This window comes from Antarcticibacterium flavum (assembly GCF_006159205.1).
Lineage (GTDB): Bacteria > Bacteroidota > Bacteroidia > Flavobacteriales > Flavobacteriaceae > Gillisia > Gillisia flava.
On the sequence record NZ_CP040812.1, the window covers coordinates 948,931 to 962,594 of the forward strand.

11 protein-coding genes and 1 pseudogene are annotated in these 13,664 nt (G+C 33.4%); all 12 read right to left on the minus strand.

Features of this window, described 5'->3' with window-relative positions; translation table 11 throughout:
* Positions 1 to 128: 128 nt before the first annotated feature.
* The gene (locus FHG64_RS03995) at positions 129 to 1,205 is read right to left on the minus strand and encodes a glycosyltransferase (RefSeq protein ID WP_139065208.1); all 1,077 of its coding nucleotides are present in this window, start codon (positions 1,203 to 1,205) and stop codon (positions 129 to 131) included.
* Between the two features lie 73 nt (positions 1,206 to 1,278).
* Entirely contained in the window at positions 1,279 to 2,418 is a 1,140-nt protein-coding gene (locus tag FHG64_RS04000) for a glycosyltransferase (protein WP_168191314.1), read from the minus strand.
* A 2-nt stretch (positions 2,419 to 2,420) separates the two neighbouring features.
* A complete protein-coding gene (locus FHG64_RS04005) occupies positions 2,421 to 3,320 on the minus strand; it encodes a glycosyltransferase family 2 protein (protein ID WP_139065210.1) in 900 nt (299 codons plus the stop codon).
* Positions 3,320 to 4,522 (minus strand): glycosyltransferase family 4 protein, encoded by a 1,203-nt coding sequence (locus FHG64_RS04010; RefSeq protein ID WP_139065211.1) that lies wholly within the window; start codon positions 4,520 to 4,522, stop codon positions 3,320 to 3,322. The genes FHG64_RS04005 and FHG64_RS04010 overlap by 1 nt, the downstream gene beginning before the upstream one ends.
* Positions 4,523 to 4,693: 171 nt before the next feature.
* Positions 4,694 to 4,840 (minus strand): annotated as a pseudogene (locus FHG64_RS19960) (DapH/DapD/GlmU-related protein); the annotation flags it as partial.
* Positions 4,841 to 5,067: 227 nt separating this feature from the next.
* Positions 5,068 to 6,510, minus strand: coding sequence for a lipopolysaccharide biosynthesis protein (locus tag FHG64_RS04020; RefSeq protein WP_139065213.1), 1,443 nt, complete (start codon positions 6,508 to 6,510; stop codon positions 5,068 to 5,070).
* 233 nt (positions 6,511 to 6,743) lie between these two features.
* Positions 6,744 to 7,826 (minus strand): nucleotidyltransferase family protein, encoded by a 1,083-nt coding sequence (locus FHG64_RS04025; protein WP_139065214.1) that lies wholly within the window; start codon positions 7,824 to 7,826, stop codon positions 6,744 to 6,746.
* Positions 7,827 to 7,947: 121 nt separating this feature from the next.
* Positions 7,948 to 8,847: a methionyl-tRNA formyltransferase gene (locus FHG64_RS04030; RefSeq protein ID WP_139065215.1), complete on the minus strand. Its 900-nt coding sequence runs from the start codon at positions 8,845 to 8,847 to the stop codon at positions 7,948 to 7,950.
* Positions 8,848 to 9,999, minus strand: coding sequence for a LegC family aminotransferase (locus FHG64_RS04035; RefSeq protein WP_139065216.1), 1,152 nt, complete (start codon positions 9,997 to 9,999; stop codon positions 8,848 to 8,850).
* A complete protein-coding gene (locus FHG64_RS04040; RefSeq protein WP_139065217.1) occupies positions 9,999 to 11,186 on the minus strand; it encodes a UDP-N-acetylglucosamine 4,6-dehydratase in 1,188 nt (395 codons plus the stop codon). Before FHG64_RS04040 ends, FHG64_RS04035 begins: the two co-directional genes overlap by 1 nt.
* A 13-nt stretch (positions 11,187 to 11,199) precedes the next feature.
* Complete coding sequence (locus tag FHG64_RS04045; protein WP_139067885.1) at positions 11,200 to 12,216, minus strand: NAD-dependent epimerase; 1,017 nt, start codon at positions 12,214 to 12,216, stop codon at positions 11,200 to 11,202.
* 1 nt (position 12,217) lies between these two features.
* Positions 12,218 to 13,612, minus strand: a complete 1,395-nt coding sequence (locus tag FHG64_RS04050) for a nucleotide sugar dehydrogenase (RefSeq protein ID WP_139065218.1) — start codon at positions 13,610 to 13,612, stop codon at positions 12,218 to 12,220.
* Between the last annotated feature and the right edge of the window lie 52 nt (positions 13,613 to 13,664).

Genomic DNA, 13,664 nt, shown 5'->3' on the forward strand with positions numbered 1-13,664 from the left:
TTAAATAGATTTAATTAGGTGGGGGGACAGAAGTTATTAACTTCTTCGATCACTTTCTGGAAAATTAAAAAATTCAAGAACAGCATGGAAACAATTTAACAAAAGAGAAAGATTTATTTGAAAATTGTTCACAAAAGCTCCTCGTAGGCGGTCAGGAATGAAGAGGCTATTTTTTCATTCATATATTCTTTAGTCACCATTTCTCTCGCTTTTTTTATCCTATCATTTTTTGATTTCTCCTGTCCAAGAATCTCCAATACGGCATTGATAAATTCAACTTCATTATTCTTTTCAACTAGACTTCCAGTTGTGTCGTTTACAATCTCTGAAACTCCTCCCACATTAAAAGCTACTACAGGAGTATTGCACAACATCGCCTCAAGAAGAACTCCGGGCAAGCCTTCGATTAAACTTGGTAAGACAAGAATATCCGCAGCTTCAATAAACGAAAGAGGATCATTAACAAATCCATATAATGTTATATATTTTTCTAATTCCTGTTCGTGAATTTTTTTCAGAATTTCCTTTTTCAAAGGTCCATCCCCCACTAAATGAAGATGTACCTCCGGGTTTTTATTTCTTATTTCTTTAAAAATTTTTAAAAGAGTAAAATGATTCTTTTCGAATGTAAATCCTCCTATGTGTAGAATATGCTTTTTGTTACCAGGTAACAGATCTTTTTTATTTATTATATAATTATTTTCCAAGCCCACCGGCAAAACAGCCGTTTTCCCCTTTAAAAAAGGAAAATTTTTTAGAATATCTTTTTCCGATACCCTGGACACAGAAATTACAAAAGCGACCTTTTTGTAAAAGACTTCATTAAGTTTTTTTTGAAGCGGAGATCTCAAGTACCTTCCAACCTCACTAGCATTTCTAAATATAATTAACCCCTTCCATCGAAAAGTAATTTTTGATAATACAACATATTTTAAGGTGTCCCCCGAATTTGCTTGGATAATATGAGGTTGAAAAGAGGAAACTATTTTTGCAAGTCTTTTCCAGGCGGAAAAATCTAAAAATCTTTTTTTTTCTGATGCGTTAAGCGAAATTATATTCTCTTTCCATGGCAAATCTGCATCTCCTTGATATATAGAGACCACCAAAATCTCATGTCCATAGGCTTTTTGATGCGTTGCTAATTGACAGGCAAACGTCTCTGCGCCACGATTTTGAACTTTTTGTATAAGGTGTAGGATTTTCATTGCTAGATATCAACAGATCCTGATAAAACCTGAATATTGTTAAAAATTTGAGTGGTGTATGTATGGTCGTTTTTTACTTTTTTAAAAATTCCATATAAGTCGATTCGTATTTTGATGCGATGTTCTCAATAGAGAATTTTTCAATCGCGGTTTTCTTAGCTTGCACCCGAAGTTTTCTAAAATTATCTGGGTGATTTAAAGCATTTAAAATAACTAGTTTTAATTTTTCTAAATTTCCCACAGGAAAGGTTAAAGAAGTATTCATACCTACACATTCTATATTCTCACCTATATCTGAATTTGCGATAATACAACCAGACATCATAGCTTCAATTAACGCTCCAGGCAAACCCTCAGCATAAGAGGGATAAATAAAAACATCGGCAATACTTAACAATTCAGGTATATAGGTACACTTTCCTAAGAGAATAACTTTTTCGTTCAAATTAAGATGTAAAATTTCCTTTTCAATAGTAGCCCGGAAACTTCCCTCCCCCGCAATTAATAAAATAGCATTTGGAAATTTTCGAAGAATTTCCGGCATAACTTTTATTATGTCTAATTGTCCTTTTCTCTCAATTAACCTACTTACATTCAATAAGATTTTTTTTCCAGCAAGACCTAACTCCTCCTTCAAATTAATAGAATCATTAGCAGTTATTTTTTCAAATCTTTGAGCATCCCTGCCACGATAAATTACGGTTATCTTAGAAGGAGGGATATGTAAAGCATTTCCTTCCTCTTCTTTTATAGTTTCTGAATTTGAAATAAAAAAATCCACCTTTCTTGCTGAATAATAATCTTGTTTAAAAGCCAACCACAGTTTTAGCTTCATGAAGAAACTTTTATTCTTATATCTTATCGCAGTATAGGAATTATTAACGAAGCTTCCTACCAATGGGATATGTGGAAAAAACTTTTTCATTTTTCGAGCAATCATATCAGACCTATATAAAGTAGAATGAATGAGATCCGGGGCTTCATGGTCATAGATAGTTTTCAATTGTTTCATAGCATCTTTAAAACCATATTTTTCACCAATATTTAAAGAATAAACTTTTACACCCTTACTTAATAAATAGGGTTTAAGCGTTTCGCCAGGATAAATATGCACAAAGATCGCCTCAGTATGTTTAAAATGAGTAGTAATTTCGGCTAAACTTTGTTCAGCACCTGCTACATTTAATGTATCAATTATATATAGAACCTTCAAATTCATCTTTTTTTTCCCCAAACTTTGTTTCCAAGTAAAGGTGTATTCGCAATTAAATATCTCACATAGGATAAATAATAAAATGGTTTTATTGTAATTGCCTTTTTGGAATATTTTCTGCTTTCTTCTGTTCGGCCAGTTCTATAAGCACAAACGGCAATTATAGATAAATAGTCAAAATGTTTGTCCGGGTGTTTTTCAAATAATCCCAAATGTTTATTTAAAATTAGCTTACTTCCCTGGTAAATTCCATCGAAATTGTGTCTAATTCTTAATCCACTGTGAATATATATATTAACTAAAGGATGTTCAATGATCTTAATTTGAGTTTTATATTTTTTTATTAAGTAGAGTAGTCTTATTAATATTTCAGTATGATGACCAGAAGGTAATTCTTCATCATAACCCCCAATTTCTATAAAATATTTTTTAGGATATAATAAAGTACCTGATAAAAAATTCAACTTTAAATTATTAAACATTGGCCCCAAATTCTCAGGGTAACCTTTTTCAATTTCATTAAAATTTTGATTCACTTTTCTCCACCCACAGGTCACTATAACATTATTATTTTCAGGAATTAAATTAGAAGTTAATTTTTCAAGCCAATCTTTTTCTACCCAATCATCACTATCTAAAAAAATTATATAATCACCCGTTGCTTTAGAAACACCAAAATTACGTTGTACTGTTGCTCCCCGGTTATCAGATTTAAAATACCTTATTCGGGAATCTTTATAATTAAGGACAACTTCCTCAGTATTATCTTTTGATCCATCGTCGGCAATGACAAGCTCCCAATTCGCATAATTTTGGTTTATAATACTATCGAGCATTCGAGGCAACAGATGGGCTCTGTTATATGTTGGAGTAATTATCGAAATTGTCGGTGAATTTAACATTAATATAGTTTAAGCCATTTACTAAAATTGGAATCATCTAAAAAATCAAGATTTATACTCTTCCTATTATGAACACTAATTTCCTCTTCACTTGAAAATACTTCTAGAAATTTTTGAGGAAGATCATTAAATGATTCTACTTCATGGTATTTTAAACCACTTCTTCTAAAGGGACCATAAGGTAACCAACTTCCTGTAATAACTTTGGCTCCACCATATAATGCCTCAGTTAAAGTCCCACTTAGAGCATCTGTAATTGGTAGATGAATAAATATATCTGTATTGAGCCGGAGATCCACTACCTCCTCCCATTCCAGATATTTCTCAATAAAAGTAAAATCAATTTTAAAAGGCTTTAATAATTCAATAATTGAATTTTTATAAGCTTCCTGCTCTTGAATATTATTTCTGCCATAGGAAAAAGGAAATATAAATCGTGAGTTATTAAGAATTTTTTGAGGTAGTGAGATTAATTGTTCCACAATCTTAATATGATTATTTTCCTCCTTTGAATTGTGTCCAATCACAACATTCATTTTTTCATTTGTTGGTGCAATTTTTTTTGTGGTAGATATCGAAGACGCCAGTCGTATATTCATTCTGTCATAAATTTGCTTATCAGAAATAAATTTTACAACAACTACTTTATCTATAAATTCCCGTCCATATTTTGCCAATAAGATTTCTCGCAGGTCTATTGATTGAACAGTAATTGAATGGGCTTTTCTTAAAAGTTCCTTTACAATAAAAGTGTTTAAATAATTCGACCGCCTTAAAAGATCTGAACCCCAGAAAGAGAAAATAATTTTTTTATTCCCTGGAAGAAAATAAGCTGGCAAAACATGCTGCCAGGTTATAAAATGAAAATGAAAAACATCATATTCATCTTGGATCTGAGAGACAATATTTTTCTTTATTGCAAATAACTGAAATAAATTAAGAACATTCCTCATTCCAAAAGTAAGAAAATTAACGATTAGACATTTCCATAAAAACTGATGAAGTATGAAGGAGTAATTTTTCAAACTTTTTTCCCCTTTTACAATAACTTCGTGAATAATTTCGTTTTTTTCGGAAAATAAGCCACCTTGTTTTTTTTCTACTATGGCGTTAAATTGCAAATCGTTCCTATTTTTTCCGACATAACCATATAGGTTATTTAAAAAATTAAATTGCGCAATGCCTAAAATAGCTATTTTCATATTTCTTTACTTCTCATCGGTTTTAAAAAAGTTATTCAATATTTTTTTTTGAAATTCAGAAATATCTATTTTAGAGATTTTCTCTCCTTTATTAACTTTAAAAAAAGCCTTAGGGGGTTCGTAGAGAATTCCTTTCAATTCACACTTTTTCAAATATTCATTGACGGTACAAATGAATTTAGCAGGATTGCCCGCAACCACAACCATTGAGGCAACATCTTTCGAAACAACAGCTCCTGCGCCAATTATTGCTCCATCTCCAATATTTACACCCGGCAAGATTACAGCATTAGCTCCTACAAATACATTATTCCCAATTACCGTTTTTTGGCATCGATATTTTCCTGAGTGGGAGAATAAACTTGCATCATGTGCTAAAATAATAGACCCTGGAGCAGAAATGAAATTATCACCAATTTCGACTAGTTGAGGAATCAAAGTATCCACAAGTGAATTATGATGCTTATTATTTCCTATAATGTATAAAGGGTCTTCTTTCTTAACAGGTTTTCTATTATATTTTAAAATGGTTTTAATTAGTTTTTTCATAACCTATTTTTTATTTGACTCAATAATAGTATTAAAAGGCTTTTTTGGTACAGATATAAGATGAGAATATAAGTAAAAATACTCAAAGGTATTTTAAAAAAAAGTCGTACGGTAAGCTTAAAGTCAAAGAAATAATCGATTGAATTATTAATTAAAAGTATTAATATTCCACCAAAAACAGGATATTTTATCGTGTGATATATTTCTACAAGAGATAATTGAATCTGTTTCAATGCATTATAAAGGATTGGCAATGTACCTAATGTGCCTATTATTACATAACTGTATACTAAACCCATTAAGTCATACAAGAATAAGCCAATAGACCACCCAACAATTAAAATTACGTTTAGAATTAAAGTCACCTTAAAACCTTTATTGGCATTTCCAGTCGAATTATAGATTGTTCCATTTAAAGCCAGAATTGCCTGAAAGGCTCCTAAAATAGCTAATAATCTAATTACAGGAACAGCTTGGAACCAAGCATCTCCTAATAAGAGAAGCACAAATTCTTCAGCGATAGAAGACAAACCAAACATTAGTGGAAAAACTACTAATGCTATAAGCTTTACAGTTTTAAGATAGTACTTTCTTAATCCTTCTAGATCTGTTTGCATTTCTGAAAAGGCCGGGAACAGTACTTTGGTAAAAACCTGTGATATATTAGTTATTGGCAACATCATTAGACTATAGCTGCGAGTATAAATTCCAAGAGAAGCGTCCCCCAAGAATTTACCAATTAATAGATTATCAGTATTTCTTGTTAAGTATGAAAGTAAATTAGTACCTGCTATATTAATCCCATATTTAAATATGGGATTGATACTTTTAAAACTAAAATAGAAACTTGGTCGCCAGTTACTAAACACCCACAATAGGCCTGTGTTTATAAAGGAATGAATTATGATTTGCGCTACAAGGCTATAAACCCCATAATTATTATATGCCATTAAAAATGCAACTAAATAACTTATAATTACCGCAATCCAGGATGAAATTATTACCTTTTTAAAATCAATTTTTTTGGTAAATAAAGCATTTTGTAGCGCTGAAAAAGCATATATAATGAAATTGAGAGATAATAGGCGAGTAAGAAATGTGACCTTAGGTTCATTATAAAAATCTGCTAAAAAAGGCGCACAAAAATAAAAAATTAAATAAATTAGTATTGATAAGGCTAAATTAAGCCAAAACACGGAAGAGAGATCCTTTTTATTTAAATCCTGAAAATAAATAATTGAGGAAGAAAAACCAAAATCTACTAAGATACTGGCAAGACCAGAAAAAATTGTAACCATTCCAACTAAACCGTAAACTTCTGGTCCCAGAAGTCTTGCTAAATAAATTCCAAACCAAACAAAAATTAACTGAGAAACAATTTTGTTACTAATATTCCACGAAATTCCCTTCTTTACCCTTGTGTTTAAATCCTTTTCCATAAATACTTAAAACCTTTTATATCAAAAATGTATGTATCCACAAGACGAAAATTTTTGAACAATATTTTTTATGCTCCTAGTGTATTTCGGGTAAAGATTATTTTTAATCAGCAAGTGAATTTATTATGTATTTTTAGGTACAAAATTATTTTATAAATGCTCAAGGCTAAATTCAGTAGTGTGAATTATAATTTTTCCTCCAATAGCAACAAAATAACATATTCTGAAAAGTTTTAATTTATACCGGTATAACCTAATCGTTTAGCAGTTTTATTATATTCATCCCATTGCCCAATATCCATCCAGGATCCCTCGCTAACGGGAAAAACACCTACCTTTCCATTTCTGGCCATAATTTTCTCCATCAATGTGGTAATGTGAAAAAATTCATTTTCCGGAATTTCATTTAAGAGATGGGGTTCCAGAATATACATTCCTGCATTAATAAAAAAATTGAATTCTGGCTTTTCTTTAAGTTGATGAAGAATCCCGTTCTCTCCAAATTCCATTGTGCCATAGGGTATTGCGAAATGCTTAACTGCACTAACTGCGGTAAGTTCGTTTCCGTTTTTTTGATGATAGTTCAACATTTCTGTGTAATCATCCTTAATCAAAATATCGCAATTAGTTACAAAAAAAGTTTCTTTTAATTCTTCCTTTAAAAGGTGCAGACTACCGGCTGTGCCTAAAGGCTTATTTTCTTCAAAATATTGCACCTTATAATTAATTCCGAACAAATTATCAAAGTAACTTCTTATCATCTCTTGCTTATAGTTGACCGTTAAATAAAAATTTTGAACCCCGACTTTATGGAAAGAGTCTATAATCCATTCAACGATTGGCTTTTCGCCTATAGGAATAAGAGGCTTTGGAATAATATTCGTTATGGGACGTAACCTGGTGCCTTTACCTCCAGCCATAATTACTACAGGAAAACTCAACTTTTTATTAGGAATATGTTCTTTCCCATCCACTACATCTTCCCAAAAATAAATTTCAGAAATTTTATTTTTCGCAGTTATCACAGGGATAAATTCCATCCGATATTCTTTCATCAATTTTATAATCTTAGCATAATCATCTTCTGGACGTGCGACTTTGATTTCAGGCCGCAGAATCTCTGAAATAGAGGTGTCTAAAGATTTACCCTTTAAGATTGCACGCTGAATATCCCCTATGCTAATTAAAGATTTAAAAGTATTTTCTTCAATAACAATTAATAATTTTCCATCTTCCCTATCCATTTGTTTCAGGGCTTCCTGTAGACTAGCAGATGGGGTTATTTTTATTTTTTCTAATTTGGTTTTGTCAGTCATGTTGATGGTTTAAAATTTCCAGACGTCATCATAATTTGTTATAGTCTAACCTTAATATTTTAATCTTTGGGAATGTCAAAGTTGAAAAAATTTTATTCTCCCGCCTTGGATTTAAAAAATGTCAAACTTGCTTGGATTTCAGTACATTTCCCACCTTAAGCTTAGAATTAATTTCCATTATTTCAATAAATGAGTCCTTTGTTTTAACTAAAAACCCATCCTTAGTTTTAGAAAGAATTTGGCCGGGTTTACCCAAATAATACGGAGCTTCTTCGATATACATTGCTTTGTTTATTTTAATCATTTCTCCTTCATAGAAGCATTGGGCTTGTGGGCCAGGATCTGAGATAGACCTTATAAAATTGAAAACATTTCTCGAAGTATCGTTCCAATCCACTATTTCATCTCCCTTGCCTCTTCTTCCACAATACATACCCACTGAATGAATATTTTTCTGCGGAATCCTTTTTACTTTATTCTCAACAAACATTTGAAGGGAATCGTAAAGAATATTTGCGCATTCTTTATAGGCAATTTGAAGCAGGGAATTATAATTATCTGTGTCGCTTATTGGAAAAGTTCGTTGTAAAATAATATCCCCAGTATCTATACCGGCATCCACATAATGAACAGTTATCCCAAATTCTTTTTCATCATTTATCAGTGCCCAATTTAATACATTCCTTCCTCTAAAGAAAGGGAGCTTACCCGCATGGCAATTAATAATTTTGCCTGGAGTCAAATCTATTATTTCTTGTCTAAAAATTTGATTAAAGCTCATTGAAACCAATAAATCACAATCATAGGATTTGATTTTTTTAATTGAACTTTCTGAATTAACATTTGCACAGAGAAAATAATCGATGGAGTATTTCTCAGCATAATTGTTTAAGGTTTTATCCATTGTATCTGATCGCGGGACAATAAAGACGACTTCTAAATTGGGATCGTTAATAATCTTTTCAAAAGCTAAATGAGACCAGGGTCCATCAGCAAAGTAACCTATTCTTAATTTAGCCATTTAAATATTACTTTTTACCGAACTAGGTATATTTACAATTCGTTCTTCCAGGTATTGAGCATTTACCTGATTGTCGCGGTAACAGGATTTATACATTGAGAGCCGAAACATTAACTGCCAAATTGGTCTAGTCATAACCTTCGCTTCATTGGTTTTAGCCAAAAATAAATCTCTTTCTTTTTTATTATCCAGTTCTACACACATTAACCAGTAATTAGCACGGGTATCAGGAAGTTCGTCCCGAAACTGTACACTTTTTTCATTAAAGAATTTCCTATAACTCTTAGCAAGCGTTCTTTTCTTTTCTAGCAGAATATCCAGATTTTCCAGTTGAGCACAAGCCAAAGCAGCATTTAAGTTAGGCATCCTGTAATTGTATCCTATTTCATCATGAATATATTCATAGGTGTGCGTCTGCTTAGCTGTCGTAGTAAGATGTTTCCCTCTTGACCCTAAGGTCTCATCATTTGTCACAATAGCTCCCCCACCCCCACTTGTAATGATTTTATTACCATTAAAGGAGAAAACGCCGAGTTTACCAAAACCTCCAGTTGCTTTCCCTTTATATTCACTTCCCAGGGATTCAGCGGCATCTTCCACAACCGGTATATGCCAGGCATCACAGATATTAATTAATTCTTCTATTCTTACAGGAAATCCAAAGGTATGCATTGGAAGGCAAGCTGATATTTTTCTTCCGGTATTTTTATTATAACAAAAACCCTCCCTTATCTCCCCATATTCCTCTAAAAAGGCCTTTACGGCTCCAGGAGACAGGCCCATAGTGTCACGATCAACATCAAGAAAAACAGGAAATGCACCATTGTAAGCAATAGCATTTGCCGTTGCGATAAAAGTCAGCGCCTGGGTTATAACTTCATCTTCTCTCTTAACCCCAACAAGTTGCAGCGCGACTTGTAATCCTGCTGTACCATTAACAACCGCTATACCCCTGGAAGTTTGGGTGCGTGACTGGATCATTTTTTCGAAACGGTTAACATACGCTCCTACAGAGGAAACAAAGGTGCTGTTAATTGTATCAAGCACATACTCCTTTTCCTTTCCCGAGAAATTTGGTTCGTGCAGAGGAATAAAGTCCTTTGATTTAAAAGTTTCCTGAACAAATGATATAGTTTCTTTGATATAACTCATTACATTTTGGAATCTAAATATTTACCGGTTTCTTTATGTCCGAAATCGGGGATCATTTTAAAGAAAAGATCTACAATCATGTCTTTATTCCAGGCAAGAGAAGTTCTCATTTCCACGATCTCTCTTTCAAAGAGTTGTAGTTTCTCCTCCTCAATTTTTAGTTTATTTTTTATAACTCCTAAATTGTGAAAACGCTCTATATCCAGTTCCTCCCGTTCTGTATAGAATTCTTCAAAATCTTTTTCGCCCGTAGTATCGCTGCCAGTAAAAAGACAAGGCCATTTTTTTTGGTTCGGCAATGTTTTTACAAGTTTCCGGGCTTCCTCTTCAGTTTCGCAGAGATAAGGTTCGTATCCTAGTTGCTGCAGGTATTTTACGGCAACATCAGCAAATGAAATCAAATGAAGCTTTTCACTTAGTTTAGGAAAGAAAATATCCCTGTTTTCACCGAAGATGGTGGACATAAGACACAGTTCCCCACTCTCCTGTGGGGTTACAAAATATCTTTTCACATCATTAGGAGCCACGATAGGCTGTTTTTTCTGAATTCGTTGGTTAAAACCATGCAATAAAGAACCATCGGAAAAAGCAACATTAGCAAAACGAGCAGTAGAGATTCTTATATCCTGACTTCTTCTCATCAAAAACATTTCCATAATTCTCTTTGAAGCTCCCATCATATTAACGGGATTAGCAGCTTTATCTGTAGAAACGCAGAAATATTTCTTGGACCTGTTCTGTATACTTTGTTTAATAGTTTTATCTGTATTAAAGATATTGACATCGATCATGCGCATTAAGGTAAAAGGATCCTTTTCACTGCGCACGTGCTTTAAAGCCGAAAGGTTCAAAACATAATTATACTTACCATCAGCTTTTATAAAAGCATCATATTCTACAGAACCTATATCCAGAGCAAAAGTTTTAAAATCTCCATCTATATAGCCAAAAGAACTTCGTATATCCCTGACCAATTCTACCATATTATTTTCACTAATATCGACCACGTGCAGTTTTTTTGGATTTCTTTTAAAAATCTCTTTGGTTACTGCCTGACCAATAGATCCTGCGCCACCCAGTACGAGAAAAGAAGATTTTGCAATAGTATCTGTTAACTCTGTTTCATTTTTTTTAATATCTGTGAAAAAAAGTTCTTCCTTCCTTCCAATTAAGTCAAGAATATTCATTTTTTATTTTCTTTTAGTTAAGCAGGACATAATATGCCTTATACCAGTCAATAAACTTTTTAATACCCTCAGTAATGGAAGTGGAAGGGGAGTAATTATAATCCATCTTTAATCCACTAACATCTGCCCAGGTTCTATTTACATCTCCTTGTTGCATTGGTAGCATTTGTTTAATGGCAGTAGTTCCTAAGTGATTTTCTATTTCCTTTATAAAATCCAGTAATTTGACTGGTTCACTATTTCCAATATTGTATATATCATGGTCTGTCAATAGCTCAGGCCCCAGAACAATTTGATTCACACCGTTTACTATATCATCAATGTAGGTAAAATCTCTTTCGAGATTTCCTTCATTAAAAACTTTAATGGGTCGCTTATTTAAAATCGCATCAGTAAATAAAAACATCGCCATATCAGGTCTTCCCCAAGGTCCGTAAACTGTAAAGAATCTTAAACCTGTGGTTTTAATATTATATAAATGACTATATGTATAAGCCATCAACTCATTGCTCTTTTTTGTGGCAGCGTATAAACTAATGGGATGATCTACATTATCATCTTCAGAAAAAGGAACCTTTTTATTTTGGCCATACACACTGGAACTACTCGCATAAATGAGATGTTTGATCTTAGAGTGTCTACAACATTCCAAAAGGTTGGCAAAGCCAACTAAATTACTATCGATATATGCCTGTGGGTTCTCAATACTATAACGGACCCCTGCCTGTGCTGCCAAATTTATTACTTTGTCAAACTGAAAATTTTCAAAGACTTTAGGCAGGTTTACTCTATCTTCCAAATTTAGCCTAATGAAGCTTAAAGTGGTATATTTTCCGCTTTTACAAATTTCATTATATTTCTCAGCTGCATTGGCATTTATTCCCAACTCTTTCAAACGATCAAATTTGAGTTGTTGGCTGTAATAGTTGTTGATATTATCCAGACCAATGACTTCATGTCCTTCTTCAGCTAAAAACCTTGATAAATGAAAGCCAATGAAACCTGCTGCTCCTGTAACTAAAATTTTCATATTAACTGCCAATACTGTAATATTCGAAACCAATTTTTCTTTTTGACTTTCCTTCAAGTAATCTTCTCCCATCAAACAAGAAAGCCGGCTTAAGCATACTATCATATATCTTTTGCCAGTTCAATTCTTGAAATTCATCCCATTCTGTCAACACAGCTACAGCATGGGCCTCCCTGGTAGCATCCATTGCCGAGGTTAAAACTTGGACTCTTTCTCGAATTTCCTCACTGCTATGGGTTCCTAAGTACTCAAGATCTGCAAAAACTTGCTCTTTATTTACTTTAGGATCATATACCACAATATCTGCCTGCTCATTCAATAGATAATCTGTAACATAAATAGCTGCAGATTCCCGGGTGTCGTTGGTATCCTTTTTAAATGCCCATCCCAGAATGGCAATTTTCTTTCCGGCAACAGTATTATATAATGTTTTAACTATTTTCTCTGCAAACCTCCTTTTTTGATGATCGTTCATAATAATCACCTGCTCCCAGTAGTCTGCCACTTCATTTAAACCAAAGGTTTTAGAAATGTAAACCAGGTTCAAAATATCTTTTTGAAAACAAGAACCACCAAAGCCTACTGAGGCTTGTAAAAATTTAGGTCCAATCCTTGAATCTTTTCCCACAGCTCTTGAAACTTCCCCAACATCTGCTCCGGTCACCTCACAAAGTTCTGACATTGCATTAATGCTGGAAACCCGTTGAGCAAGGAAGGCATTAGCGGTTAATTTGGATAATTCTGAAGACCAAACATTCGTTGTCAAAATATTCTCCTGTGGGATCCAGGTAGCATAAATATCCACCAGAGCATTCACTGCTTCCTGTCCTTTTTCTGTATCTATATCACCTCCAATAAGCACCCTGTCAGGATTTAAAAGATCCTGCACTGCGGTACCTTCCGCCAGAAATTCCGGATTGGACAGTATTTGATATTTAACTCCGTTCCCGGTATTGTCCAATATATTTTTTAAAGCTGCAGCAGTTCTCACAGGTAAAGTAGATTTTTCTATCACGATCTTATCATCTTTCGCCACCCTGGCGATCTGACGGGCACAGAGCTCGATATACTTAAGATCTGCCGCCATTCCTTTTCCTATTCCATAAGTCTTCGTGGGAGTATTTACAGAAATAAAGATCATATCGGCCTTATCTATAGCAGCATCAACATCTGTAGAAAAAAATAAATTTCTTCCCCTGGCCTCCTTAACAATATCAGAAAGCCCCGGCTCATATATTGGAATATTCTCCACATCCTCATCATTCCATGCAGCAATTCGATTTTCATTAATATCAACTACTGTAATATCAATATCAGGACATTTTTGAGCTATAACAGCCATGGTGGGTCCTCCAACGTAACCAGCACCTATGCAACAAATGTTTTTTATTTTCATGTTTTATTTTGATTTCGCGGATTTTAGCGGATTCCACGGATTTTCAACAATC

Excerpts from the sequence above, each read along its gene's own strand:
- FHG64_RS04045 (WP_139067885.1), bottom strand. The coding sequence starts at position 12,216 with ATGAAAATTTTAGTTACAGGAGCAGCAGGTTTCATTGGCTTTCATTTA.
- FHG64_RS04030 (WP_139065215.1), bottom strand. The coding sequence starts at position 8,847 with ATGGCTAAATTAAGAATAGGTTACTTTGCTGATGGACCCTGGTCTCAT.
- FHG64_RS03995 (WP_139065208.1), bottom strand. The coding sequence starts at position 1,205 with ATGAAAATCCTACACCTTATACAAAAAGTTCAAAATCGTGGCGCAGAG.
- FHG64_RS04025 (WP_139065214.1), bottom strand. The coding sequence starts at position 7,826 with ATGACTGACAAAACCAAATTAGAAAAAATAAAAATAACCCCATCTGCT.
- FHG64_RS04035 (WP_139065216.1), bottom strand. The coding sequence starts at position 9,999 with ATGAGTTATATCAAAGAAACTATATCATTTGTTCAGGAAACTTTTAAA.
- FHG64_RS04040 (WP_139065217.1), bottom strand. The coding sequence starts at position 11,186 with ATGAATATTCTTGACTTAATTGGAAGGAAGGAAGAACTTTTTTTCACA.
- FHG64_RS04005 (WP_139065210.1), bottom strand. The coding sequence starts at position 3,320 with ATGTTAAATTCACCGACAATTTCGATAATTACTCCAACATATAACAGA.
- FHG64_RS04010 (WP_139065211.1), bottom strand. The coding sequence starts at position 4,522 with ATGAAAATAGCTATTTTAGGCATTGCGCAATTTAATTTTTTAAATAAC.
- FHG64_RS04020 (WP_139065213.1), bottom strand. The coding sequence starts at position 6,510 with ATGGAAAAGGATTTAAACACAAGGGTAAAGAAGGGAATTTCGTGGAAT.
- FHG64_RS04050 (WP_139065218.1), bottom strand. The coding sequence starts at position 13,612 with ATGAAAATAAAAAACATTTGTTGCATAGGTGCTGGTTACGTTGGAGGA.